This is a genomic window from Curtobacterium pusillum (assembly GCF_013359865.1).
Classification (GTDB): domain Bacteria; phylum Actinomycetota; class Actinomycetes; order Actinomycetales; family Microbacteriaceae; genus Curtobacterium; species Curtobacterium pusillum.
Window position 1 is genome coordinate 1 of the sequence record NZ_JABMCE010000045.1, and the last position, 24,475, is coordinate 24,475.

26 protein-coding genes are annotated in these 24,475 nt (G+C 72.2%); 22 read left to right on the forward strand and 4 right to left on the reverse strand.

What is annotated here, in order from left to right:
• The 5 genes from HP507_RS01670 to HP507_RS01690 form a co-directional block, all read left to right on the forward strand.
• On the forward strand, positions 1-713 hold a 713-nt coding region (locus tag HP507_RS01670; protein ID WP_175350143.1), incomplete at its 5' end, for a flagellar hook-length control protein FliK.
• Between the two features lie 39 nt (positions 714-752).
• The gene (locus HP507_RS01675) at positions 753-1,193 is read left to right on the forward strand and encodes a flagellar hook assembly protein FlgD (protein ID WP_175350144.1); all 441 of its coding nucleotides are present in this window, start codon (positions 753-755) and stop codon (positions 1,191-1,193) included.
• 49 nt (positions 1,194-1,242) lie between these two features.
• Positions 1,243-2,418, forward strand: a complete 1,176-nt coding sequence (locus tag HP507_RS01680) for a flagellar hook protein FlgE (RefSeq protein WP_175350145.1) — start codon at positions 1,243-1,245, stop codon at positions 2,416-2,418.
• Between the two features lie 111 nt (positions 2,419-2,529).
• Positions 2,530-2,733, forward strand: a complete 204-nt coding sequence (locus tag HP507_RS01685; RefSeq protein ID WP_175350146.1) for a hypothetical protein — start codon at positions 2,530-2,532, stop codon at positions 2,731-2,733.
• A 118-nt stretch (positions 2,734-2,851) separates the two neighbouring features.
• Positions 2,852-3,916 (forward strand): YeiH family protein, encoded by a 1,065-nt coding sequence (locus HP507_RS01690; protein WP_271207026.1) that lies wholly within the window; start codon positions 2,852-2,854, stop codon positions 3,914-3,916.
• 15 nt (positions 3,917-3,931) lie between these two features.
• Here the strand turns inward: HP507_RS01690 and HP507_RS01695 are convergent, their stop codons facing one another.
• Positions 3,932-4,834, reverse strand: coding sequence for a LysR family transcriptional regulator (locus HP507_RS01695; protein ID WP_175350147.1), 903 nt, complete (start codon positions 4,832-4,834; stop codon positions 3,932-3,934).
• A 130-nt stretch (positions 4,835-4,964) separates the two neighbouring features.
• On the opposite strand from HP507_RS01695, the gene HP507_RS01700 reads away from it, so the two are divergent.
• From HP507_RS01700 to HP507_RS01720, 5 genes are all read left to right on the forward strand, one after another.
• Entirely contained in the window at positions 4,965-5,648 is a 684-nt protein-coding gene (locus tag HP507_RS01700) for a response regulator transcription factor (RefSeq protein ID WP_175350148.1), read from the forward strand.
• A complete protein-coding gene (locus tag HP507_RS01705; RefSeq protein WP_175350149.1) occupies positions 5,645-7,009 on the forward strand; it encodes a sensor histidine kinase in 1,365 nt (454 codons plus the stop codon). The genes HP507_RS01700 and HP507_RS01705 overlap by 4 nt, the downstream gene beginning before the upstream one ends.
• Before the next feature lie 124 nt (positions 7,010-7,133).
• Positions 7,134-8,588, forward strand: coding sequence for a ferredoxin reductase family protein (locus HP507_RS01710; protein WP_175350150.1), 1,455 nt, complete (start codon positions 7,134-7,136; stop codon positions 8,586-8,588).
• Positions 8,585-9,109 (forward strand): FMN-binding protein, encoded by a 525-nt coding sequence (locus HP507_RS01715; RefSeq protein ID WP_175350151.1) that lies wholly within the window; start codon positions 8,585-8,587, stop codon positions 9,107-9,109. The genes HP507_RS01710 and HP507_RS01715 overlap by 4 nt, the downstream gene beginning before the upstream one ends.
• Entirely contained in the window at positions 9,106-9,846 is a 741-nt protein-coding gene (locus HP507_RS01720; RefSeq protein ID WP_271207025.1) for an FAD:protein FMN transferase, read from the forward strand. Before HP507_RS01715 ends, HP507_RS01720 begins: the two co-directional genes overlap by 4 nt.
• Positions 9,847-9,881: 35 nt before the next feature.
• On the opposite strand, the gene HP507_RS01725 is transcribed toward HP507_RS01720, so the two are convergent.
• The 3 genes from HP507_RS01725 to HP507_RS01735 all read right to left on the reverse strand — a co-directional run bounded on the left by HP507_RS01725 (position 9,882) and on the right by HP507_RS01735 (position 13,970).
• Positions 9,882-11,462: a Na+/H+ antiporter gene (locus tag HP507_RS01725; RefSeq protein WP_175350152.1), complete on the reverse strand. Its 1,581-nt coding sequence runs from the start codon at positions 11,460-11,462 to the stop codon at positions 9,882-9,884.
• 145 nt (positions 11,463-11,607) lie between these two features.
• Complete coding sequence (locus HP507_RS01730) at positions 11,608-12,357, reverse strand: ABC transporter permease (RefSeq protein ID WP_175350153.1); 750 nt, start codon at positions 12,355-12,357, stop codon at positions 11,608-11,610.
• 44 nt (positions 12,358-12,401) lie between these two features.
• The gene (locus HP507_RS01735) at positions 12,402-13,970 is read right to left on the reverse strand and encodes a helix-turn-helix domain-containing protein (RefSeq protein WP_175350154.1); all 1,569 of its coding nucleotides are present in this window, start codon (positions 13,968-13,970) and stop codon (positions 12,402-12,404) included.
• 221 nt (positions 13,971-14,191) lie between these two features.
• Here HP507_RS01735 and HP507_RS01740 point away from each other — a divergent pair, with 221 nt between their 5' ends.
• The 12 genes from HP507_RS01740 (at position 14,192) to HP507_RS01795 (ending at position 24,474) form a co-directional block, all read left to right on the forward strand.
• Entirely contained in the window at positions 14,192-14,479 is a 288-nt protein-coding gene (locus HP507_RS01740) for a flagellar FlbD family protein (protein WP_175350155.1), read from the forward strand.
• Position 14,480: 1 nt separating this feature from the next.
• Positions 14,481-15,314 (forward strand): motility protein A, encoded by an 834-nt coding sequence (locus tag HP507_RS01745; RefSeq protein WP_175350156.1) that lies wholly within the window; start codon positions 14,481-14,483, stop codon positions 15,312-15,314.
• Positions 15,315-15,316: 2 nt separating this feature from the next.
• Positions 15,317-16,285, forward strand: coding sequence for an OmpA/MotB family protein (locus HP507_RS01750; RefSeq protein WP_175350157.1), 969 nt, complete (start codon positions 15,317-15,319; stop codon positions 16,283-16,285).
• 88 nt (positions 16,286-16,373) lie between these two features.
• The gene (locus HP507_RS01755) at positions 16,374-17,267 is read left to right on the forward strand and encodes a flagellar motor switch protein FliM (RefSeq protein ID WP_175350158.1); all 894 of its coding nucleotides are present in this window, start codon (positions 16,374-16,376) and stop codon (positions 17,265-17,267) included.
• Positions 17,264-17,974, forward strand: coding sequence for a flagellar motor switch protein FliN (gene fliN, locus HP507_RS01760; RefSeq protein ID WP_175350159.1), 711 nt, complete (start codon positions 17,264-17,266; stop codon positions 17,972-17,974). The genes HP507_RS01755 and fliN overlap by 4 nt, the downstream gene beginning before the upstream one ends.
• Positions 17,975-17,985: 11 nt before the next feature.
• Positions 17,986-18,519 (forward strand): FliO/MopB family protein, encoded by a 534-nt coding sequence (locus HP507_RS01765; RefSeq protein ID WP_175350160.1) that lies wholly within the window; start codon positions 17,986-17,988, stop codon positions 18,517-18,519.
• A 50-nt stretch (positions 18,520-18,569) separates the two neighbouring features.
• Positions 18,570-19,337, forward strand: a complete 768-nt coding sequence (fliP, locus tag HP507_RS01770; RefSeq protein WP_254700880.1) for a flagellar type III secretion system pore protein FliP — start codon at positions 18,570-18,572, stop codon at positions 19,335-19,337.
• Positions 19,337-19,609 (forward strand): flagellar biosynthesis protein FliQ, encoded by a 273-nt coding sequence (gene fliQ, locus HP507_RS01775; protein ID WP_175350162.1) that lies wholly within the window; start codon positions 19,337-19,339, stop codon positions 19,607-19,609. The genes fliP and fliQ overlap by 1 nt, the downstream gene beginning before the upstream one ends.
• Before the next feature lie 3 nt (positions 19,610-19,612).
• Positions 19,613-20,371 (forward strand): flagellar biosynthetic protein FliR, encoded by a 759-nt coding sequence (locus HP507_RS01780; protein ID WP_271207024.1) that lies wholly within the window; start codon positions 19,613-19,615, stop codon positions 20,369-20,371.
• Positions 20,372-20,376: 5 nt separating this feature from the next.
• Positions 20,377-21,576 carry an EscU/YscU/HrcU family type III secretion system export apparatus switch protein gene (locus HP507_RS01785; RefSeq protein ID WP_175350163.1) on the forward strand — a complete coding sequence of 400 codons (1,200 nt, stop codon included), beginning with the start codon at positions 20,377-20,379 and terminating at the stop codon, positions 21,574-21,576.
• Positions 21,573-23,627, forward strand: a complete 2,055-nt coding sequence (locus HP507_RS01790) for a flagellar biosynthesis protein FlhA (protein WP_175350164.1) — start codon at positions 21,573-21,575, stop codon at positions 23,625-23,627. Before HP507_RS01785 ends, HP507_RS01790 begins: the two co-directional genes overlap by 4 nt.
• Positions 23,602-24,474, forward strand: a complete 873-nt coding sequence (locus HP507_RS01795; RefSeq protein WP_175350165.1) for a hypothetical protein — start codon at positions 23,602-23,604, stop codon at positions 24,472-24,474. Before HP507_RS01790 ends, HP507_RS01795 begins: the two co-directional genes overlap by 26 nt.
• The last annotated feature ends 1 nt before the right edge of the window (position 24,475 follow it).

Below are 24,475 nucleotides of genomic sequence, written 5' to 3' on the forward strand. Positions count from 1 at the left end.
ACAGCGCCGCCGTCGGAGCTACCACCGCCCAGCGCGCCCCGGCCGCGAGGCCCGACCACGCGCCGACCGCCCCGGTCGTCGCGACGACCACCGGCGCGGCCGCGACGCCGTCGGACGCGACCCGGGGAAGCAGCGCCCAGACCGGCCACGGGACGGACCGGGGGACGAGCGGCCAGGGCGATCCGGGCCTCCAGTCCGTCACCGCCCCGCGCGGCGGCGAGACGCCCTTCGCTCTCCCGACCGCGACGCCCACCGCCGCGCCGGTGCCGACGTCGGGGGCGACCACCGCGAACGCGCCCGCCCCCCTCGCGCAGCAGCTGAGCCGTCCCGTGTTCACGCTCGCGCAGGCCGGACCGGGCGAGCACGTCGTCACCGTCCAGGTGACGCCGGACGCCCTCGGGCCGGTCACCGTCCGCGCGCACGTCACGACGCACGGGATGCACGTCGAGCTGTTCGCCGCCTCCGACGCGGGGCGCGACGCCGTGCGGCAGGTCCTGCCGGACCTCCGCCGCGACGCGGCCGGCACCGGGCTGTCGACGACGCTCGACCTGTCCTCGCAGAACCACCCGGACAGCCGCTCCGGGCCGGACGAACGGTCCGCCCCGGCCGTCCCGCTCGTCGACACCGGCCTGGAGGCGCTCCCCGCCCCGCGCGCACCCGGCACCGCCCACACGCCCACCGTCCGCACCGCCGGACTCGACGTCCTCGCCTGAGCGACGACCGCCTCACCAGCGCAACCGAAGGGAACGACCATGCCGATCGACGGCATCACCGGCACCGTGGACCAGGCCGCGCAGGCCGCCGCCCTCGCCGCGAACCAGTCCAGCTCGCGGTCGCAGACGATGGACTCCGACGTCTTCATGAAGCTGCTCGTCACGCAGCTGCAGAACCAGGACCCGTCCTCGCCGATGGACACCAACGACATGATCAGCCAGCAGACGCAGCTCGCGATGATGGAGCAGATCACCAACCAGACCACGACGGCGAACGAGAACTTCTCGCTGCAGATGCGGATCGCCGCCGCCAACCTCGTCGGGAAGCAGGTCAGCTACACCGACGCGACCTCGGGCCAGGACGTCACGGGGACGGCGACCGCGGTGTCGTACGCCGCGAGCGTGCCGACCGTGACCGTGAACGGGAAGGAGGTCAACCTCGACGTGATCTCCGGCATCAGCACCACCACCTCCTCCTGACCCCCTCCTCCTCCTTCTTCCTCGTCGTCGTTCCACGAAAGGACGCACCATGCTCCGCTCGCTCTACTCCGGGATCTCCGGCCTCCGTTCGCACCAGGAGATGCTCGACGTCACGGGCAACAACATCGCCAACGTCAACACGGTCGGCTTCAAGTCGTCGTCGACGGTCTTCCAGGACACCCTGTCGCAGATGACCCAGGGCGCCGGCGGGCCGCAGACCGGCGTCGGCGGCACGAACCCCGCGCAGATCGGCCTCGGCGTGCAGGTCGCGGGCGTCTCGACGAACTTCGCGCAGGGCTCCGCCCAGGCCACCGGCAAGGCCACCGACCTCATGATCTCGGGCGACGGCTTCTTCGTCACCCGCCTCGGCAACGACACCGTGTACACCCGTGCCGGCGCCTTCGACTTCGACGCCGACGGCCGCCTGGTCAGCTCCGACGGCAAGATCGTCCAGGGCTACCCGGCCACGAACGGCGTCGTCAACGAGAACGGCGCACTGTCGGACATCGTGCTGCCGCTCGACGCCGCAGCGCCGGCCGTCCGCACCAGCACGGCCGACGTCACCGGGAACCTGCCGTCCGAGACCGCGGTCGGCACGACGCTCACGCGTGACGCCACCGTCTACGACGCCTCGGGCGCCAAGCACACCATGTCGCTCGCCTACACCCGCACCGCCGCGGGCTGGGACGTCGCGGCGACCGACGGGCAGGGCACCTCGGCGACGACGTCGCTCACGTTCGGCGCCGACGGTGCACTCACGAGCGGCGGCTCCGTCGCGGTCGGCGGCATCGCGGTCGACATGTCACAGCTGACCGGGTTCGCGTCGCTCGACACGGCGTCGATCTCGTCGCAGAACGGGCACGAGGCGGGGTCGCTCCAGGGCTACTCGATCTCGAAGGACGGCACCGTCGTCGGCACGTTCTCGAACGGCGCCTCGCTCGCCATCGGCCGGATCGCGCTCGCGACCTTCGCCAACCCGGCCGGACTCGAGAAGACCGGTGCCTCGGGCTACCGCGCCACGGCGAACTCGGGCAACGCGTCCGTCGGCGCGCCGGGGTCGCCCGGTGTCGGGCAGCTCGCGTCGGGCACGCTCGAGATGTCGAACGTCGACCTGTCGCAGGAGTTCACGAACCTCATCGTGGCCCAGCGCGGGTTCCAGGCGAACGCGCGCATCATCACCACGTCGGACGAAGTGCTGCAGGAGCTGACGAACCTGAAGCGGTAGGCACCGGCGTAGCGCCCACTGCCCCGGTGCCGTGGCCGTCGCGGCCGCTGCGCCGCGGCGGTCGCGCCACCCCCGCGGACAGCACGAGGGTCCGCGGGATAGCGTCACGGCATGAGCGATCCACGAGACGACGACGCCCTCGACGGATTCCGCGAGGCGCAGGACACCGACTACGAACCGACCCCCGCCGTGCACGACCCGGACGACCTCCCCGTGGCCGACGACGGCGACGAGGAGCTGCTCCCCGACGACGACCGGCCGGTGCCGCTCGACGGCGACGACGCGGACGACGCGGACGACGACGAGCTCGGCTGACCGGCACGGGCGAGCACACCGGTCCGCCGGACGACGACGCGGGGCCGCAAGCTGAGGTTGCGGCCCCGCAACGTCGGGCTGCTGGCGCCGCCACCGAGCCGTGCGGCACGATCGCATCGTGTTCGTGAATCCCCAGTCCCTCCGGTCCGCCGTCCCTGGCGTCGCGGTCGCCGTCGCGGTCGGTCTCGTCGCCACCCTGGTCGGGATGGCGGTCCCGGTGGTCGGTGGTCCGGTCCCTGCCGTCGTGATGGGTGCGGTGGTGGGCTGGCTGGTGCGGCGCCGTCGGCAGCGGGACGGCGGGACCGGGGGTCTGGGCGTGTTGCAGCCCGGGGTGAGGTTCGCGTCGAGCCGGGTGCTGCAGGTCGCGGTCGTGCTGCTCGGCGCGCAGTTGTCGATCCGGTCCGTGCTGCGGATCGGCGCGGAGACCCTCCCGGTGATGCTGACCACGCTGGTGGTGTGCCTGACCGCCGCGTGGGGGATCGGCCGGCTGTTGCGGGTGTCGGGCGCGCTCCGCACGCTGATCGGTGTCGGCACGGGCATCTGCGGGGCATCGGCGATCGCGGCCGTCACGCCGGTGATCGGTGCGGTGAGCGCGGACGTCGCGTACGCGATGTCGACGATCTTCCTGTGCAACATCGCGGCCGTGTTCGTCTTCCCCCTCGTCGGCCACGCGCTCGGGCTGAGCCAGCATGCGTTCGGGGTGTTCGCGGGCACCGCGGTGAACGACACGTCGTCGGTGGTCGCGACGGCGACGGTGTACGGCCGCCAGGCGACCGACACCGCCGTGGTCGTGAAGCTGGTCCGGACGTTGATGATCATCCCGATCGTGGTCGGGCTGGCCGGTCTGGAGGCGCGGCGGGCGTCCCGTGAGCAGCTCGCCTCCGCAGTCGGGCCGGGTCGCGCCGGCGGCGTGGGCGTGTTCCGGTTGGTGCCGTGGTTCCTGATCGGGTTCCTCGTGGTGGTGCTGCTCCGGACTGTCGGGGTGGTGCCGGCTGCGGCGGCTCCGGGGTTCGCGACGGCGGCGACGTTCCTGATCACGGTGGCGCTCGCGGCGATCGGGGTGTCGACGGACTTCGGTGCGCTGCGGCGGGCGGGGTTCCGGCCGATGCTGCTCGGGATCGTGCTGTGGGTGCTCGTCGCCGGGACGAGCCTCGGCGCGCAGGCCGCGTTCGGACTGCTCTGACCCTCCGAACCACTATCAGCGTCCCGGGGCGCTCGTCCGCAGTGCCACGTCGAGGAAGTCCCGTGCGAGGCCGGTCAGCGTGCTGCCGCTGCGCCAGACGGCGCTGAGCGGCCGCACGAGTCGGACGTCCTCGACGCGCACCTGCGTCACGCGTCCCAGGGCGATGTCATCCCGGACGGCGAGGACCGACAGCACCGCCGGGCCGGTGCCGGCGATCACGGCGGCCCGCACCCCGGCGGACGTCGGGACGACGTGCAGCGGAGGGGCCGTCCGGGCGATGCCGTGCTCCGCGCAGAGCCGTTCGAACGAGGTCCGCGTGCCCGAACCGGCTTCGCGAGCGATGAGCGGCATCGCGGCGAGATCCGCGAGCCGGACGCCGCCGGTACGAGCGAGCTCGTGTCCAGGCGGCACGACGAGGACGAGCTCGTCGCGTGCGACGACCCGGCTCTCGAGGTCCGTCGGGACGTCCGTCGTCTCCACGAAACCCAGGTCGACGGTGCCGTTCCGGACACGTTCGACGACCTCCGAAGAGTTCACCACCGCGAGGTCCACGACGTCCCCGGTCGCCGCCGACTCGACCATCCACGACGGGACGAGGTGTTCGGCGACCGTCAGACTCGCCGCGACCCGGATCCGCCGCCCCGGTCCGGGGGTGAGCGAGTCGAGGCGATCCGCGAAGACCGCCGCCGCCGCGAGGAGCTCGTCGGCCCACGCCGTGACGCGTCGGCCGTCGTCCGTCGGGCTCATGCCCGACGTCGTCCGGTCGAAGAGCCTGACCCCGACCCGCCGCTCGACGGCTCGCACCCGCGCCGACACCGCCTGCGGGCTGACGCCGAGCCGAGCGGACGCCGCGGCGACGCTCCCGGAGTCGGCGACGGCCGAGAGGACGTGCAGGGCATCGAGCGGGAGTTCGGGCACCCCTCGACTCTACGAACTCTCCGCGGAGCCTGGTTTGCTGGTCCCATGCGCCGATCTGCTCCGTCGACCCCGCCGCACCCCGCCGGGCCGTACGATCGCGACCTCGCCGGCCGTCGCGGGTCGGTGTGACGTGGCGACCATCCTGGTGGTCGAGGACGACCCCGCGATGGGGGACCTCGTCGAGCGTGGCCTCACCGGTGAGGGGCACGCGGTGACCGTCGTCACGGACGGCGTCGCCGCGCTGGTGCAGGCCCGGTCGCAGCCGTTCGACGCCGCGGCGATCGACGTGATGCTGCCGGAGATGAGCGGGTTCGAGGTCTGCCGTCGGCTCCGCGAGATGGGTCAGGACCTCCCGGTGATCCTCATCACCGCACGGGACGCCGTCGACGACCGCGTGTTCGGTCTGGACTCGGGTGCGGACGACTACCTGACGAAGCCGTTCGCGATCGCGGAGCTCAACGCACGGCTGCGCGCGCAGCTCCGCCGACGCGCGGCCGGTGGGACGACGGTCGTGACCGCGGGGACGGTGCGACTCGACACCGTGGCGGTCCGAGCGTCGGTCCGGGGGCGGGACCTCCCGCTCAGCGTCAAGGAGTTCTCGCTCCTGCGGTACCTCATCCAGGGCACGCCGGCGGCGCGGACACGTGCCGAGGTGCTCGAGGAGGTCTGGGGGAGCGCCGAGCACTTCGACCCGACCATCGTCGACCAGTACGTCAGCTACGTGCGGAAGAAGCTGCAGGCGGCGGACGCCGACGTCGTGATCCGGACCGTGCGCGGTGTCGGGTACGCGCTCGAGGTCGTGCCGGCGTCGTGAGGTTCCTGCGTCGGCTGTCGATCCGGGCGCGGATCACCCTCGGGAGCCTCCTCGTCGGCGCGGTCGTGCTCACCGGGGTCGCCGTGGTGCTGCACGTGCAGATCGAGCGCGCCACGCTCGCGACCGACCAGTCGCTCGCGTCCGGGGACGCCGCGCCGTTCGTGTCCGACCTGCGGCACAACCCCGACGAGCCGCCGGACCGGCCGGCCGAGGACGTCCTGGTGGGCATCCGGTCGTCCACGACGGGCTGGGTCGTCGATTCCCTTCCGCGCGACGTCCGTGCCGTCCTGCCGTCGTCGGTGCCGGACGAGGGGGTCACGCTCCGGCTGCACACCGACCGTCGTGTCGCGACGGTCGTCGGGATCCCGGTGCGCAACCACGACGGCTCCTTCGTCGTGTGGGCCGCTCACGACGGCCGAGCCGGTCAGGAGACGGTCTCCCGGGTCGACCGGTCGCTCGTGATCGGCACGGTCCTCGCACTGGCCGCCTTCGCGGCGGCGGCCTGGTTGCTGTCCACGCTCGCGCTCCGCCCGGTGGCCAGGATGCGCCGGACGGCGGAGGCGCTCAGCTCCGGGACGGCCGAGGGACACCTCCCGGTCGGCACGTCGGACGACGAGCTGGCGGCGCTCGCGCGGACGCTCAACTCGTTCATCGACCGACAGCGCGAGAACGCCGAGCGGGAGCGACGGATGGTGTCCGACGCGAGTCACGAGCTCCGCACCCCCCTCGCTGCGCTCACCGCGCGTCTCGAGCTCGCCCACGGAGCGTCCGGGGACGCCGTCGCACTGGAACGCGAGCTCGACGCCGCGGAGGCCGACGCCGCACGCCTGGTCGCACTCGCGAACACCCTCCTCGAGCTCAGCCGACTCGACGAGGCGGGACCGGTGCCGTCCACGGCCACCGCGGAGCTGGTGACCGAGCTCATGGGGTCGATCGACCGTGCACGCGCCCTGGGCGGCACCGGCTCGCGGGACATCGACTTCACGGTGGGACTGGACGCGCCGGACGAGCGGTACGCGCTCGAACCGGCGGCCTTCGCCCGGATCGTCGACAACCTCGTCGCGAACGCGATCGCCGCGGGCGAGGACGGCGGCGTGGTCCGCGTGGCCCTCGCTCAGGACGGCGCGCACGATCTCGAGCTGCGCGTCGTCGATGACGGGCCCGGCGTCCCGGAAACGTTCCTGCCGCAGGCGTTCGACCGGTTCACCCGTGCCGACAGCGCGCGTCGAGCGGTCCTCGGCGGCAGCGGACTCGGCCTGGCCCTCGTGCGCGGCATCGCCGAACGGGCCGGGGGCACGGCCACCCTCGAGAACCTCCCCGGCGGTGGCGCCGTGGCGGTCGTCCGGCTCCCCGCCCGCTGACGACGAACACCGCCGTCCCGATCACTCGAAGTCTCGAACGAACGGAACCGCCGGCTCCGGGTTGCCGCATAGGCCCGGTGCCGATGCTGTGTGTCACCCGATCACACGCTGGAGGACCGAGACGATGATCGACACCGCTCGCCCCACCCCGAGAGCCGCCGACCGCGCGCAGCTGCGAACGGCCGCCCCACCACCGGAGCCGCTCGACGTCGCGGCGCGACGACGCGGTCGAGCCGGACGCCGCCGTGCACTCACCACCGACCTCCTCGGCATCGCTGCATGGGCGTCCGCAGCGGTCGCGGTCGCACTCTGGCTCGCTTCGCCCGGGTCGCACACGGTCGTCGGCATCGGCGGCTGGCTGACGGACGCGGGGATCGTCGCCGGTCTGGTCGCGACGGACCTCGTCCTCGTGATGCTGGTCCTCGCCGCCCGTGTCCCGCTCATCGACCGCACCTTCGGGCAGGACAACGCCATCGCGGTGCACCGGTCGCTCGGCAAGCCGGTGCTGTACCTGCTGCTCGCGCACGGCGCGCTCCTGACGCTCGGGTACGGCGCGTCGGCGGGGACGGGTCCGGTCGCCGAGACGGTCGCACTGTTCTCGACCCCGGACATGCCCCTCGCCTACCTCGGACTCGGCCTCTTCGTCGCCGTGGTCGTGTCGTCGCTGGTCGCCGTCCGCCGTCGGCTGCCCTACGAGGCCTGGCACGTGATCCACCTGCTCAGCTACGCCGCCGTGCTCGTGGCGCTGCCGCACATGCTCAGCGTCGGGAGCGCCCTCGCGCACGGGACCTGGCAGCGCGCGTACTGGATCGGCCTGTACGTCGTGGCGCTCGGCCTCATCGCCGTCTACCGGTTCGCCCTGCCGATCGTCGTGACGCTGCGGCACCGGATCCGCGTGGTCGGCGTCGAGCCGATCGCGCCGGGGGTCGTCTCGATCCACCTCGCCGGACGGGACCTCGACCGACTCGGAGCCCGCGGCGGCCAGTACGGGGTGTGGCGGTTCTGGACGGCGAAGACGTGGTGGCACGCGCACCCGGTGTCGTTCTCCGCGGTCCCCGGCCACGACCGGGCCCGGATCACCGTCCGGGACCTCGGAGCGGGATCGGCCCGCCTCGGGCGCATCCGGCCCGGTGCGTTCGTGTCCTTGGAGGGCCCGTACGGACTGTTCACCACCCGTGCCCGTACGGCGCCGTACCTCGCGCTCGTGGCGTCCGGCATCGGGGTCACGCCCGTCCGCGCGCTGCTCGAGGACACCGACCTCCGCCCGGGCGAGGCGACCGTGCTGCTGCGCGGTGCGGACGCCGACCACCAGTACCTCTGGCGCGAGACCGCGGCCATCGCGGCGTCGACCGGCAGCACGCTCTACGCCATGGTCGGTCACCGCGCATGGTCCCGGGAGAGCTGGATGACCGAGGAGGACGTCCGGCGCGGCGTCACCCTCCGGTCCGTGTTCCCCCGTCTGCTCGACTCCGATCTGTACGTCTGCGGGCCACGGGCGTGGTCCGACCTGGTCGTGCGTGAAGCACGGCTGGCCGGTGTCCCCGAACACCGCATCCACCAGGAGAGGTTCGAGTCGTGAGGGCGCGGGTGATCGTCGGCGGGATCGTGTCGTCCGCGGCGGTGCTGGTCATCGGCTGGCAGCTCGGCGGGCAGCCCTCGATCACGGCCCAGCAGGGCACGGCGTCCGGGAGCGGCAGCAGCAGCGCGTCGGGGAGCGGCAGCAGCAGCGCGTCGGGAAGCGACAGCAGCGGCGGTGCGAGCACCGGCTCCAGCGGTGGTGCGAGCACCGGTTCGAGCGGCACCTCCGGCAGCGGGTCGACCGTGTCGGGGACCTTCGCCGGGGACACGACCCAGACGCGCTTCGGCCCCGTGCAGGTGCAGATCACCGTGTCGAACGGGAAGATCACCGACGTCACCGCGCTGCAGCTCACGAACAGCGACGGCCGGTCGATCCAGATCAGTCAGCAGGCCGCGCCGATCCTCCGCCAGGAGGCGCTCCAGGCCCAGTCCGCCCAGATCCAGTCCGTGAGCGGCGCGACGTTCACGAGCGAGGGCTACACGACGTCGCTCCAGTCCGCGATCGACAAGGCCGGGTTGTGAGCAGCGTCCTGACGTTCGAGACGATGGGCACCGTCGTGAGCCTGCGGGGTGCGACGCCGGAGGCCGCGTCCGAGGTGCGCGCCGTGTTCGCCGGCTACGACCACCGGTACAGCCTGTACGACCCGTCGTCGGTCCTCAGCCGGGTCGCCGCCGGGGCGCTCCGCCTCGCCGACGCCCCCGAGGAGGTGCGCGACGTCTACTCCCTCGCGCTCGACTGGCGGGAGCGGACCGGCGGCGCGTTCACCCCGCACCGCCCGGACGGCGTCATCGACCTCTCCGGTGTCGTGAAGGCCCTCGCGATCCGGGACGCGGGGGTCGTGCTCGACGCCGTCGCCGATGACTGGATGATCAGCGCCGGCGGCGACGTCCTCGCCCGCGGACACCTCCGCGACGACGAACCGTGGAGCGTCGGCGTGGTCGACCCGTCGCGTCGGGACACGATCGTCGGGGTCATCCGGCTGGACGCGCCCCGTCGCGCGGTCGCGACCTCGGGGACGGCGGAACGCGGCGAGCACATCTGGCGACGGGCCGCCCCGACCTTCGTCCAGGCGACCGTCATCGCGGACGACATCGTGACGGCCGACGTGCTCGCCACCGCCGTCGTCGCCGGAGACGAGGACGACCTGCGCCGGATCACGAGTGACGGCGGCGTGGACGTGCTCGCCTTCGGTGCCGACGGCCGCGTGTGGGCGACACCGGGCGCCTCGCACAGCGTCGGGCGCGCCTCCGTGCGCTGATCCCGAGCCGACCGGATCGGCCGACGGCTGCTCGCTCAGGCCGGCGTCGAACCGTTGAGCCGCGCTTCCTCCGCGTCGTACCCGGACCGCACCTGACGCAGCACGAGGTCGTCGATCTCGTCCGCGTCACGGAGCCGCAGGAGCGTGGCGGCCTTGTGCCGGACCAGTGCGAGCTCGAGCGCGACGGCCGTGTCGTGGCGTTGGAGCGCCGGATGGTCGTCGTCCTCCTCCTCGCGCGCCTGGATGACGTCGAGGTGCGCCTCGTACTCCTTGCGCAAGCGCTCCACCGTGGCCCGGTCCGCGCCGGTGGAGCGGGCCAGGCGGGGGAGTGCGTCGAGCGCCTCCTCGATGGCGGTCCGTTCGGCGTAGCGGCGCTCCTCGCCGACGGACTCGTCCTCGGGCAGTGCGGCACGGCGCAGGACGGCCGGGAGCACGAGCGCCTGGCCGACGATCGTGACCACGACCACCCCGGCGGTCACGAACACGATGACGTCGCGGTCGGGGAACGCGGATCCCGACTCCAGCGTCCGCGGCACGGCGACGGCCATGGCCAGCGACACCGCCCCGCGGAACCCGGCGAAGCCGCTGACGAGTCGGTCCCGGTGCCCCTCGCGCGGTGTCCCACCGGTCCGACGGGTGACCAACCACACGCTCCCGCCCGCGACGTAGAGGAACGCGAAGCGCACCAGCACGAGTGCGACGGCGACCGCGGCGATCACGCCGGTGGCGCGGAGGAGTTCGGCCGGCTCGAGCGCCCGGGCGGCGACCATCGCCTCGATGCCGACCAGCACGAACAGCGCGCCGTTGAGCAGGAACGTCAGGAACGACCAGAACGCGCGGACCTGCTGCCGGGTCTCGGCGCGGTCCAGCTTCGGTCCGACCTGGCTCACGACGATCCCGGCGGCCACCACGGCGAGGACCCCGGACGCGCCGATCGCCTCCGCGGCGAGGAAGGCGACGAACGGCACGAGGAGCGTCACGAGGTTCTCGAGCACGACGGTGTCCACGCGCCGCAGGACCAGCGTGCCGAGCCACGCGGCGACGAGGCCCGCCGCGACCCCGCCGAGGTACGAGAGCGCCAGCATGGCGGAGACGCCCCAGACCGTCAGCTCCTCGGTGCCGACCGTGACCGCGACGGCGATGCCGTAGACCACGAGCGTGGTCCCGTCGTTCACGAGGCTCTCGGCACGCAGCACCGTGACGTTCCGGCGGGGCAGCATCTTCGTGAGCACGCCCACGGCGGTCGCGTCCGTCGGCGCCACGGCGGCTCCGAGCACCCAGGCCGGCCCCCACGGCATCCCGAGCAGGTGGAGGAGGACCGCGACGGCGCCCGCGGTGACCACGACGAGCAGGGTGCCCATCAGGACGATGCCGCGGAGGTTCTTCCGGATCTCCCGGAGCGACGTGGTGAGGCTCTCCCAGTAGAGCAGCGCCGGCAGGAAGAGCAGCAGGACGGCGTCGGCGGGGAGCTGCACGTGGGTGAACTCCGGCACGAGCGCGAGTGCAGCACCGAACAGCAGCAGGAGGACGGGCGGTGCGACGCGGATCCGGTCGGCGATGCCCGACGTCAGCGCGATGGCGAGACCGAGCACGACCACCAGTTCAGGTCCCAGCACGCGCGCTCCTTCTCCTCGACCGACACCACAGTCAACGCGTCGGGCGCTGACAGCGCTCGCGTCGGTGCGGTGGTCGGTCGCGACCGCGAGCGGGCGGGAGGCGCGGGACGGGCCCGAACCGCGCCTCCCGTCCGACGCGTCGGCGTCAGACCGCCGGGGCCGGGCGGGTCCGCACCGGCGCGAGCATGCGCGTCAACGAGGTCGCGACGAGGGCGCCTGCCGCGATGATCGCCGCCAGGACGACGATCTGGAAACGACCGGCCTCGAGCGGGGAGATCCCGCCGAAGATCGCCCCGACGAACGCGCCCGGCAGGGTGACGAGTCCCGTCGTCCGGGTCTGGTCGGTGCTCGGGACCATGGCCGCGTGGATCGCTCGCCGAACGAGCTCCGCGGTCGACTGCCGGGGCGTCGCCCCGAGCGCGAGCCACCCCTCGACGTCCTCCCAGCGGTCGTCGACGAGTTCGACGAAGCGGCGTCCGGAGAGCGTCGCGCTCGTCATCGCGTTGCCGATCACGATCCCGCCGACGGCGAGGACGTACCGCGGGGTGAACGCGATCGCACCGGTCAGGAAGACGACGCCGAGGGCGCCGACGACCCCCGCGGCCATGGCGAGCACCACGGGGACGAACCGCGACCGCAGCGTGCCGAGCCGCCGTGCCGCTGTCGTGGTCGCGACGCCGAACATCACCACGAGGGCAGCCGCGATCCACAGCGGGTCCCGGATGACGCCGCTCAGGACGAGGCTGATGAGCGCCAGCTGGACGGTCCCGCGCAGGACCGCGAGCGCCGGTGCCCACGGCGACGGAGCCCGCGAGAGCAGCAGCACGGTGGTGGCGAGGGCGACCAGGGCGGCGACCCCGACGAGCGTCCAGGTGATGGTGCCCGCGTCGATCACGTCTCGACTCTGCCACGCGCTCGACGAACGAGTGCCGCGGCGGGTCAGTCGTGGAACGTCTCGATGGAGGCGCCGAGGGAGTTGAGGCGTTCCTGCAGCTGCTCGTAGCCGCGGGCGATGATCCCGACGTTGCGGAGGACGCTCTCGCCCTTCGCCGCCAGCATCGCCAGCAGGATCACGACCGCGGGACGGAGCGCCGGCGGGCAGCTCACCTCGGCTCCCGAGAAGTGGGTCGGGCCGGTGACGTCGAGACGGTGCGGGTCGCGGAGTGTGACGCTCGCGCCGAGGCGGGTGAGGTCGAGCAGGTGGATCGCCCGGCCCTCGTACACCCAGTCGTGGACGAGCGTGGTGCCCTCGGCCATCGCGGCGATGACCACGAAGAACGGCAGGTTGTCGATGTTGAGCCCGGGGAAGGGCATCGCGTGGATCTTGTCGATCGGGGCGTGCAGGTCGGACGGGTGCACCGTGATGTCGACCAGACGCGTGCGGCCGTTCGCGGCGGCGTACTCCTCGGAGACGTCGAACCGCAGGCCCATCTCGGCGAGGGTGGCGAGCTCGATCTCGAGGAACTCGATCGGTGCCCGCGTGACCGTGAGTGTCGACTCGGTGACGATGCCCGCGGTGAGCAGGCTCATCGCCTCCACCGGGTCCTCGCTCGGCCAGTAGTCCACGACCTCGTCGATGCGGCTCTTGCCCGTGATGCGGAGGGTCGTCGTGCCGATGCCCTCGACGCGCACCCCGAGCAGCTCGAGGAAGAAGCAGAGGTCCTGCACCATGTAGTTGGGGCTGGCGTTGCGGATCACGGTCTCGCCGTCCCGGGCCGCGGCGGCGAGGATCGCGTTCTCGGTCACGGTGTCGCCGCGCTCGGTGAGGACGATCGACTTCGTCGGGACATCGGTGTTCGCCACGTCGACCTCGTACCAGCCGGAGGTCGCCTCGACGTCGACGCCGAAGGGGCGGAGCGCGATCAGGTGCGGCTCGACCGTGCGCGTACCGAGGTCGCAGCCGCCGGCGTACGGCAGGCGGAAGGACTCGTACCGGCCGCTGAGCGGACCGAGGAACATGAGGACGCTGCGGGTGCGGCGGGCCGCGTCCGCGTCGATCGCGTCGAGGCGCAGGTCGGACGGTGCGACGATCTCCAGGACCTCGCCGTCGTCCGACCACGCGACGGTCGCGCCGAGGCTGCGGAGCACGTCGATGATGCGGTCGACCTCGACGATGCGGGCCACCCGGTGCAGGCGCGTGACGCCGCGGTTGAGGAGCGAGGCGCAGAGGAGCGCGACGGCGGCGTTCTTGCTCGAGTTCACGGCGATGGAGCCGCTGAGCTTCCGGCCGCCCTGCACACGGAGGTGGGCTCGCTGCGGTGCGCCGCCGATCGAGACGATCTGCTGGTCGAGCGCGTCGCTGATGCGGGTGAGCATCTCGAGGGACAGGTTCTGCCCGCCCTGCTCGATGCGGTTGATCGCGCTCTGGCTGGTGCCGACGCGTTCGGCGAGCTGGGCCTGGGTCATGCTGCGGCCCTTGCGGGCGCCCCGGATCAGGGCACCGACTTCGCGGAGCGGTGCCGGCGTGGCGGTGGTGGCCGGCGTGACGACGGTGGTGGTGTCGGACATGGCGCCAACGTAACACGCTCATGAGATAAAGCAGGGGGCGGAACACTCAGGCTTCTCAGATTCGGCTCGCGAATACGTCGTATCTGAGAAGTCCGGCCTGTTGCGCGGGCACCGCACTAACGCGCGAGCAGGCGGGGTCGATAGTCCTCGGTGCAGGCCCACGGACGGGCCGCATCCCGCCCCACGGACGGCGGCGGGACGATCGAGAACCAGGACGGGCCATGATCGTCGTCACACGACTCAACGGCAGCGGATTCGCTGTCAACCCCGACCTCGTGGAGCGCATCCAGGAGACGCCGGACACGACGCTCATCATGGTCGACGGCGCCAAGTACATCGTGCGCGAGTCCATGGCGGAGGTCATCGAACTGATCGCCGCGTACCGCGCGCGCATCGTCGGCATGGCGTACGGCACCGACACCGCGGCTCGGAACGCGACGGGTCCGCAGCCGAGCCTCGCCCCGGTCGCCGCGATCCACCCGCAGCGCGCGCAGGACGGGGGTCGCTGACGTGGACATCGCGACGATCATCGGCATCCTCGTCGCCTTCGGCGCACTGTTCGGCATGGTCGAGATGGAGCACGTCGAGGTCGCCGGCCTGTTCCTGCCCGCACCGATGCTGCTCGTGTTCGGTGCGACGATCGGCTGCGGCATCGCGAGCACGACGCTGAAGGACGCCATCGCCAGCTTCAGGGCCGTGCCGAAGGCGTTCACGGGCAAGGTCACGCCGCCGCAGTCGGTCATCGACGACGTGGTCGGCCTCGCCGAGACGGCCCGTGCGAACGGCCTCCTCGCGCTCGAGCAGGAGGCCGACAAGCACGACGACCCGTTCATGAAGAAGGCGCTGCAGAACATCGCGGACGGCACCGACGGCGACGAGCTGCGGATCCTGCTCGAGGACGAGATCGAGTCGAACGCGGCGCCGGTCCGGAGCGCGAGCGCGTTCTTCATGGGCCTCGGCGGGTTCGCGCCCACCGTCGGCATCATCGGCACCGTCGTCTCGCTGACCCACGTCCTCGCCAACCTCGGTAAGCCGGACGAACTCGGTCCGCTCATCGCGAGCGCGTTCGTCGCGACGCTCTGGGGCCTCCTCACCGCGAACTTCCTGTGGCTGCCGATCGGCGGCAAGCTCCGCAAGCTCGCGCAGCTCGAGGCCGACCGGCAGACCCTCCTGATGGAGGGACTGCTGGCGGTGCAGGCCGGCAGCCAGCCCCGACTCCTCGGCGAGCGGCTGACGGCGATGGTGCCCCCGGCTTCCCGAGGTGGCGACGCCAAGGCGGGCAAGGGCGGGAAGCCGAAAGCGGGCAAGGCCGACGACGCCGACGACCAGCAGCTGGCGGCCTGACCATGAGCGCGAACCCCCGCGGGCGCGGGCGTGGCCGTGGCGGCCGGAAGCAGGGAGGGCACGACGAGGCCGAACACCCGGACGAGCGCTGGATGGCGTCGTACATGGACATGATCACCGTGCTGATGTGCATGTTCCTCGTGCTGTTCGCCATGTCGACCGTCGACCAGCAGAAGTACATCCAGCTGAAGAACTCGCTCGCGACGGGCTTTGGCGAGGTCCGGTCGCAGAAGGTCGACACCGCGTCCGGGACCGTCGTGACGAAGGACCAGGTCGAGGACGGCTCCGGGTACTCGGTCGACAAGTCGCAGGCCGACCACTCCAGCGCGTCGAGCGGCGAGGAGAACAGCAACGCCGAGGCCGGCGCGGCCACGACCGCGACCGCCGACCCGACGAACACCGCCGTTCCCACGACCGCGACGAAGGCGGACGTCGCCGCGGCGAAGCGGGAGCTCGACGACCTCCGGGCGATCGAGAGCGCGATCAAGGCGAACCTGGCGAAGTCCGGTCAGACCTCGAACGTGCAGTTCACGGTCGACGCACGCGGCCTCACCGTCCGCCTGGTCGGCAGCGAGACCTACTTCACGACGAACAGCGCCGACCTGTCCGACCAGGCGAAGCGGATCATGGACGCCATCGCGCCGGTGCTCAGGACGAGCAGCCACGACGTCAGCGTCGAGGGGCACGCCGACCAGCGGAACTCGACCGCACCGTACGCGACGAACTGGGAGCTGAGCGCGGCCCGGGCGACCGGGGTGCTGCGCGACCTCGTCGAGCGCGGTGGGATGCCGGCGGAACACATCCAGAGCGTCGGCTTCGGGTCGAGCCGCCCGCTCGCGAAGGGCGGCACGGACGCCGACCTCACGCTGAACCGCCGCGTCGACATCGTGGTGCTGTCGAACCAGGACCAGGACGTCAGCGCCCTGATGCCCGCGCTCGCCAAGGCACAGGACGGAGCACGCCAGGGCTAGCACCCACGGAACGACAGCACACGACCCACCGCCCCAGTACGGGGTACAGCGCTGACGGGAGTCGCACAGCGGACCGATAGACGCACCCGTGACCGAGACCCTGCCAACGCCCGAGGTGTACGACTTCGCGCGCCCGTCGACGCTCGCCCGCGAGCACGCCCGGGTCCTCGAACTCGCCTTCGAGACCTTCGCGCGCCAGTGGGGCACCCAGCTCACGGCGAAGGTCCGTGCCGTGAGCCAGGTCACGTGCGAGCAGGTGCAGATGACGACGTACGACGAGTACGCCGCGTCGCTGCCGGCGCTCACCGGCATGGTGCTGCTCCCGATCGCGGAGGTCCTGCCGAAGGGCGTGCTGCAGGTGCCGCTCGACGCCGCGTTGACCTGGGTCTCGCACGCGCTCGGCGCTTCGAAGCCGCTGCCCGCACCCGACCGCACGTTCACCCCGATCGAGCAGGCCCTCGTGCGCAAGATCGTCGAGGACGCCCTCGACGACCTCCGCTACTCGTTCGGCGGCCTCCTCGCGCACGACGTCACCGTGGGCGGGTTCCAGTTCAACTCGCAGTTCGCGCAGGCCGCCCAGAAGGGTGACCTCATGATCGTCGCCTCGTTCACGATCCGCGTGGGGGACCGGGTCGCACCGGGCACCCTCGCGCTGCCCGCCGAGGCCGTCCTGCCCCAGCTCGGCGAGGCCGCCGCGCACGTCAGCCCGGCCGACGCACGCGCCCTCGTCGACGCGCAGCTCGCGGGCGTCCCGGTCGGCGTCAGCCTGCGCTTCGCGCCCGCGACGGTCCTGCCGTCGCAGGTCCTCCGGCTCGCCGTCGGCGACGTCCTCCCGCTGCCGCACCCGCAGCACCGCCCCCTCACCATCGCGGTCGACGGGGAGCCCGTCGGCACCGCCGCCGTCGGCGCGAACGGCTCGCGCCTCGCCGGCATCGTCGTCACCACCACAACCGCCGCAACGAGCACGGAGCAGCACGCATGACCGTCACCACCACCCTCCACACGCAGGCGGCCGAGGCACTCGTCGCGCAGCTCCCGACGGCGATCCCGCTGGCAGCGGTGGCCCAGCCCGGAGGCGCGACCCCCGTCGCCCTCGAAGCGGCCGGTGACGCCGTGGTCGCGTCGTTCGTCGGCGGCCTGTCGGCCGATCTGGTGCTCGTGCTCACCGACCTCGAGGCCGTCACGGCCGCGGGTGGCACCGATCACGGGATCGTCGACGTCACCGACGTCCTGCGTCCGTCCCTCGAGGCGGCCGCGACCGTCCTCGGCGTCGGCGTCCTCGGGGATGCCCGGCGCGAGTCGGCCTCGGCGCTCCTGGCCGACCCGGATGCGGTGGTGTTCGAGCTCACCGCCGGCGGTGTCCCCGGCGGCTGGTTCGCCCTGCGCGTCCGAGAGAACGGCACCGTGTCCGCATCGGCAGCGCCCGCGACGAGGGCGCCCGCCGGGAACCTCGGCCGGATCAACAACGTCGAGATGACCCTCACGGTCGAGATCGGGCGCACCCGGATGTCCGTCCGCGACGTCCTCGGCATGGAGCCCGGCGCCGTCGTCGAACTCGACCGCAGCGCCGGCGCCCCCGCGGACGTCCTGCTCAACGGGCGGCTCATCGCGCACGGCGAGGTCGTCGTCGTGGACCAGGACTACGCCGTCCGCATCACGAAGATCCTCGACGTCGCCGAGAGCGTCTGAGTCCCGCGACCGTGGACACGCTCGTCATCACCCTCCGCGTCGCGCTCTCGCTCGGCGTCGTGCTCGCCCTCATGTGGGTGCTGCACCGACGCATGGCGAAGAGCGGCCTCGGCGGCGGCAAGGCCAAGGGTCGCCGCTCGGCGACGGTCGACGTCGTCGCGCGCCAGGGCATCGGCGGCAAGGCGAGCGTCGTCGTCGTGGACGTCGAGGGGGAGCGCCTCGTGCTGGGCGTGTCCGAACACGGCGTGAACCTGCTCACCAGCGGGCAGGCACCCACGCCCGAACTGACCATCGTGACCGCACCCGTCCAGTTGCCCGTGCGACCGACCCCGTCGGCCGACGCGTTCCGTCAGGAACTGGAGCAGCAGACCGGAGCCGAGCCGTCCCTCCCGTCCGACGCGGCGGAGGCGCTGCCCATGCGCCCCCGCAACCGCCGAACGCAGCGCGCCACGCTGCCGTCGGCGCAGCAGCTGCAGGGGTCGATCCTGTCCGCCGACACCTGGCGGCAGGCCGCCGCCGCGCTCCGGAACCGGCGGGTCGGGTGACCGCGGCGCGCGCCGGACGCCTCACCGCCCTCGTCGTCCTCGGCCTGGCGATGGTCGCCGGCTTCCTCATGCTCACCGCCACGGGCGCGCACGCGGCCGGCGTCGTCGAGCCGACCGCGCCCACCACGCCGACCGCGCCCTCGACGGGCGACTTCAGCGTCAGCGTGAACGGGCCGGACGGCACGCCGTCCTCGGCGGTCGTGACGCTCATCGGCATCACGCTGCTCAGCGTCGCACCGGCACTCATGCTCATGATGACGTCGTTCACGAAGATCTTCGTGGTCCTCGCGATGACGCGGAACGCCCTCGCGCTGCAGTCGATCCCGCCGAACCAGGTGCTCGCCGGTCTCGCGCTGTTCCTGTCGCTCTTCGTGATGGCGCCGGTCCTCGGGCACATCAACGACGACGCCCTCCAGCCGTACCTGGCCGGGCACCTCGACTTCAACCAGGCCGTCGACATCGGCACGAAGCCGCTCCGGACGTTCATGCTGCACCAGACGCGCGAGGAGGACGTCGCGCTCATCACCCGTGCCGCCGGTCAGGACAACCCGAAGTCGATGGCCGACGTGCCGATGACGACGGTGATCCCGGCGTTCGTGATCTCCGAGCTGCGGAGCGCGTTCATCATCGGGTTCGTCATCTTCATCCCGTTCCTGGTCATCGACCTCGTCGTCTCGGCGGCGCTCATGTCGATGGGCATGATGATGCTCCCGCCGGTGATGATCTCGCTGCCCTTCAAGATCCTGCTGTTCGTCCTCGTCGACGGGTGGGGGCTCATCATCAAGTCGTTGATCGAGTCGTATCAAGGGATGAGTTGATGGACCAGCAAGCCGTCATCGACCTGACGCTGCAGGCGCTCCTGGTGTCGGCGAAGCTCGCCGCGCCCGTCCTGGTGACGTCGCTCGTCGTGGGCTTCGCGATCTCGCTCTTCCAGTCCGTCACGCAGATCCAGGAGGTCACGCTCTCCTTCGTGCCGAAGGCCGTCGCCGTGGCGATCGCCCTCGTCGTCTGCGGCAACTGGATGATCTCCGAGATGGTGGCGTTCACCCACGTCGCGTTCGACATGATCCCGAAGCTCCTCGGGACGTAGCCGGTGGAACTCGTCATCAACGGGGACCGCCTCGAGGCGACCATGCTCGCGGGCGTCCGGCTCGTGGCGTTCTTCGTCATCGCGCCGCCGTTCTCGTACCGGGCGTTCCCGGCGACCGTGAAGGTCATCCTCGGCATCGGACTCGCGATCGGCGTCGCCCCTCGCGTCGCCCAGGGCTACGAGTCGCTCGACACCGGCCCCTTCCTGCTCGCCCTCCTCACCCAGCTCGTCGTCGGGCTCGCCCTCGGGTTCCTCGTGTTCCTGGTCTTCGCGGCCGTGCAGTCCGCCGGTGCCCTCATCGACCTGTTCGGCGGCTTCACGCTGGCGCAGGCGTTCGATCCGCAGTCCCAGGTGAACGGCGCACAGTTCACCCGGCTGTTCCAGATGGCGGCGCTCGCGCTCCTGTTCGCCTCCGGCGGCTACCAGCTCATCGTCGCCGGCCTCGTCCGGTCGTTCGACGCGGTGCCGCTCACCGGCACGTTCGAGCTCGGCGGACTGGCGTCGCTCCTGGTCACCGCGCTCACGCAGATGTTCCTCTCGTCGCTGCAGATCGCCGGTCCGCTCGTCGCCGTGCTGTTCCTCGCCGACGTGGGCCTCGGTCTCCTCACCCGTGTGGCACCGGCGCTCAACGCGTTCCAGATGGGCTTCCCGATCAAGATCGGGCTGACCGTCGTCTTCGCCGGTGCGCTCTTCATGGCGCTGCCGTCCGTCGTGTCGTCCCTCACCGGCGACGCGGTGAACGCGATCACGGGACGGGGGTGACCGGTATGTCCGACAGCGGAGCGCGGTCCGAGCAGGCGACCCAGAAGCGGATGCGCGAGGTCCACCAGAAGGGCCAGATCGGCCGGTCGCAGGACCTCGGCGCGTGGATCGGCATCGGGGCGGCCGCGCTCATGATGCCGGCGGCGATCGGGAACGCCGCCGCGGCCGGGTCGGACCAGCTGCGCGCGGTGCAGCGGGTCATCGCCGACCCCTCGATCGGGACCATGAACGCAGTCTTCCACGACGCCCTCGGCTCGATCGCCGGCACGCTCGGTCCGATGCTCGGGGTGGTCCTGGTCGCCGTGGTCGCCGCCGCGGTGGCGCAGGGCGGGGTGCACTTCCGGAGGATGACGCCGCAGCCGGACCACTTCGACCCGATCGCCGGCCTCAAGCGCGTGTTCGGCACGCAGGCCATGTGGAACGGCCTCAAGGCGCTGCTGAAGACCGCCGTCGTCGGACTCGTGCTCTGGTTCGCGGTGCAGGCGCTCGTCCCGGTCCTCATGACGAGCGGCTCGCTGCCACTCTCCGCCGTGCTCGACGCCGCGGCCGGTGGCGCGGGAACGCTGCTGCGCGCCGCGATCGCCGCCGGGCTCGTCCTCGCCGGGCTCGACGTGTTCGTGGTGATCCGCCGGAACCGCAAGCGCACGATGATGACCAAGCGCGAGGTTAAGGACGAGAACAAGCACAGCGAGGGCGACCCGCTCGTGAAGTCCCAGCGGCGCTCCCGGCAGCTCGCGATGAGCCGGAACCGGATGGTGCAGGCCATCGGCACCGCGGACGTCGTGATGACGAACCCGACGCACTACGCCGTCGCGCTCAAGTACGAGCCGGGTAAGTCCGCACCACGCGTGGTGGCGAAGGGCGCGGGTCCCGTCGCTTCCGTCATCAGGGACAGGGCGCTCGAAGCCCGTGTCCCGATCGTGCAGGACGTCCCGCTCACCCGGGCGCTGCACGCCGCGTGCGAGCTCGGGCAGGAGGTCCCCGTCGACCTCTACACGCCCGTCGCCCGCGTCCTGTCCTTCGTCATGGCGCTCAAGGCGCGGGGAGCCGCGGCAGGCACGCACGCACCGCCGCGGCCGACCACGCCCGACGAGGTCGCCACGGTCATCGACCCGGCCACGCTCACCGGAGACCTCCGGCCGCGCAAGCTCCGCCGGCCCCGCACATCAGCACCAGAACCGACCAACCAGGGAGTCCCCGCATGAACCGCAAGGACCTGCCGAAGCTCGCCGTCCCGGTCTTCATCGTCGGGATCATCCTGCTGCTGATCCTGCCGGTGCCGTCGTTCCTGCTCGACTTCCTGATCATCTGCAACATCCTGCTGGCGCTGGTGATCCTCCTCACGACGCTGTTCGTGAAGAAGCCGCTCGACTTCTCGGTGTTCCCCTCGCTGCTGCTCGTCGCGACGCTGTTCCGGCTCGGCCTCAACGTCGCGTCGACCCGGCTCGTGCTCGGCGAGGGCTTCGCCGGTGACGTCATCCAGGCGTTCGGCCACGTCGCCGTCTCCGGTTCGATCATCATCGGCGCGGTGATCTTCCTCATCCTCGTCGTGATCCAGTTCGTCGTCGTGACGAAGGGCGCCGAGCGCGTCGCCGAGGTCGGGGCCCGGTTCACCCTCGACGCGATGCCCGGCAAGCAGATGGCGATCGACGCGGACCTCAACGCCGGACTCATCACGGACGCCCAGGCGAAGGAACGGCGTGCGGCGGTCTCCGCCGAGGCCGACTTCTACGGCGCGATGGACGGCGCGTCGAAGTTCGTCAAGGGCGACGCCATCGCCGGCATCCTCATCATCGTCATCAACCTGATCGGCGGCATCGCGATCGGCATGCTGCAGAACGGGCTGTCCGTGACCGACGCCCTGTCGAAGTACGGCATCCTGACGATCGGCGACGGTCTCGTCACGCAGATCCCGGCGCTCCTCATGGCAGTCTCGACGGGCATGATCGTCACCCGCTCCGGCGCGGAGACGGAGATCGGATCGTCCGCCACCACGCAGCTCACCCAGTCGCGGAACGCCCTCGCGATCGCGGGCGTCGCGGCGATCGCCATGGGGTTCATCCCCGGCATGCCGATCATCCCCTTCCTGCTCATCGGGGCGACGCTGCTGATCGTCAGCTGGCGGCTCGGTCAGCAGAGCAAGCGCGCCGAGCAGGATGCCGCCCGCCAGGAGGCCCTCCAGGCCGCCGCCCCGTCCGCCGACACCCCCGAGGACCTCATCGAGCAGATGCGCGTGCACGCCCTCGAGATCCTGCTCGCCCCGGACCTCGTCGACATGGTGTCCGGCGCCTCCGACGACCTACTCGGCCGTGTCCGCGCGCTCCGCCGCAAGATCGCGATCGACATGGGGATCGTCGTGCCGCCGGTCCGCACGCGGGACAGCATCGAACTCCCGCCCTCGACGTACGCGATCCGGATCGCCGGTGTCGAGGCGGGTCGGGGCACCGCCCCCTCCCGCAGCGTCCTCGCGCTCGGCGACCACCTCGAGGGGCTGCCGGGGGAGACGACCGTCGAGCCGGTGTTCGGTCTCGCCGGCAAGTGGGTCCCCGCCGAGCTCCGGCACGCCGCCGAGATGACCGGAGCCACCGTGATCGACCGCGTGTCGGTGCTCGTCACCCACCTGCAGGCCATCATCGGCGACAACGCGGCGCGGCTCCTCACCCGCGAGGACGTCAAGGTCCTCACCGAGGGCGTCAAGCAGGTCAACCCGGCCGCCGTCGAGGAGCTCGTGCCCGGGATGCTCTCCCTCGCCGAACTCCAGCGCGTCCTGCAGGGCCTGCTCGCCGAACGGGTGCCGATCAACGACCTCGGCCGGATCTGCGAGGCGCTGACCCTCCGCGCGAAGGTGTCCACCGACCCCGAGGGACTCGTGGAGGCCGCCCGAGCGTCGCTCGGCCCAGCGCTGCCCGCCCGCTACCTCGACGCCGGCACCCTCCGGGTCATCATGATCGACCCGCTGCTCGAACAGTCGATGCTCGAGGGGCTGCGGCCCTCCGAACAGGGCACCCAGATCGTGCTCGACGCGCACCGCATCGAGCAGGTCCTCGGATCCCTCCGCGACGCCGTCCGCTCCGTCGAGGACCAGGGGATCTCCGCCGTCCTCGTCTGCGCCCCGCAACTCCGACCGGCCGTGCACCGCATGGTGTCCGCACAGTCGAACGGCCTGCCCGTGCTCTCCTACCAGGAGGCCACCGCCGCGGGCTCCACCATCGAGACCGTGGGAGTGGTCCGTGCCGCCGACCCGATTGCAGCGTAACGGCGCCACGCTCGACGACGTCCGGGCCGCCGTCCGCGCCGAGTTCGGCGCCGGTGCCCGGATCGTCGCCGCCGAACGCGTCACCACGCCCGGCATCGGCGGGCTGTTCCGGAAGGCGCACGTCGAAGCCACCGTCGAGGTGCCGTCGCCCGACGAGGTCCCGACCGCCCGCGTGGCCATCGCGGACGGCGCGGACAAGCGCGTCGGGATCGCGGCGCTCCTGGCCGACGCCGAGGAGGCCGAAGCGCGCATCGCCGGCGGCGACGGCACCGCGTCCACGCGGGCCGACGCGTTCGCGTCGGTGCTCGACGGGTTCGTGGCGGACGGGATCACGACCGGCGCCCCGCGCCCGACGTCCGCACCGCCGGACGCGGGGTCGACCGAGCAGGGCGGGTCGCGCCTCCAGGCCGCCGCTCCTCGGACTGGAGGCGCGGCTCGGCCCGTTCCCCCGGCCGTGCGTTCTGCGGACGGCGACCTGGTGCTGCTCGTCGGCCGGCCGAACGACGTGGACGCCGTCGCCGGGATCTTCGCAGCCCGGTACGCGCTGCGCCCCACCGACGCCGCGGACCGGCGGAGCGGCATCCTCGCGCGGGCCGAGGGCGTGCGCGACCGGCACGCCCTGCTCGGCGTCGCCGCGTGGGACGACGTCGCCACCGTCCACGGCCTGGCACCCGACCAGCTGTGGGTCGTCGTGGACGTCGGCCGGAAGCCCGCCGACTCGGAGGCGATGCTCGCCGCGGTGGCAGGCCGAGCGAGCGTGGCCGGCGTCGTGGCGATCGGCGCGGGGGAGACCGCCACGCCGGAGTCGGTGCACCTGCTGGGGGTGCCCGTCCTGTCGCTAGGCTGAT

Coding starts and splice junctions, on each gene's coding strand:
- fliP (WP_254700880.1), top strand. CDS start 18,570: ATGGTCGCCGGCTTCCTCATGCTCACCGCCACGGGCGCGCACGCGGCC.
- HP507_RS01740 (WP_175350155.1), top strand. CDS start 14,192: ATGATCGTCGTCACACGACTCAACGGCAGCGGATTCGCTGTCAACCCC.
- HP507_RS01735 (WP_175350154.1), bottom strand. CDS start 13,970: ATGTCCGACACCACCACCGTCGTCACGCCGGCCACCACCGCCACGCCG.
- HP507_RS01675 (WP_175350144.1), top strand. CDS start 753: ATGCCGATCGACGGCATCACCGGCACCGTGGACCAGGCCGCGCAGGCC.
- HP507_RS01680 (WP_175350145.1), top strand. CDS start 1,243: ATGCTCCGCTCGCTCTACTCCGGGATCTCCGGCCTCCGTTCGCACCAG.
- HP507_RS01685 (WP_175350146.1), top strand. CDS start 2,530: ATGAGCGATCCACGAGACGACGACGCCCTCGACGGATTCCGCGAGGCG.
- fliQ (WP_175350162.1), top strand. CDS start 19,337: ATGGACCAGCAAGCCGTCATCGACCTGACGCTGCAGGCGCTCCTGGTG.
- HP507_RS01710 (WP_175350150.1), top strand. CDS start 7,134: ATGATCGACACCGCTCGCCCCACCCCGAGAGCCGCCGACCGCGCGCAG.
- fliN (WP_175350159.1), top strand. CDS start 17,264: ATGACCGTCACCACCACCCTCCACACGCAGGCGGCCGAGGCACTCGTC.
- HP507_RS01785 (WP_175350163.1), top strand. CDS start 20,377: ATGTCCGACAGCGGAGCGCGGTCCGAGCAGGCGACCCAGAAGCGGATG.
- HP507_RS01790 (WP_175350164.1), top strand. CDS start 21,573: ATGAACCGCAAGGACCTGCCGAAGCTCGCCGTCCCGGTCTTCATCGTC.
- HP507_RS01750 (WP_175350157.1), top strand. CDS start 15,317: ATGAGCGCGAACCCCCGCGGGCGCGGGCGTGGCCGTGGCGGCCGGAAG.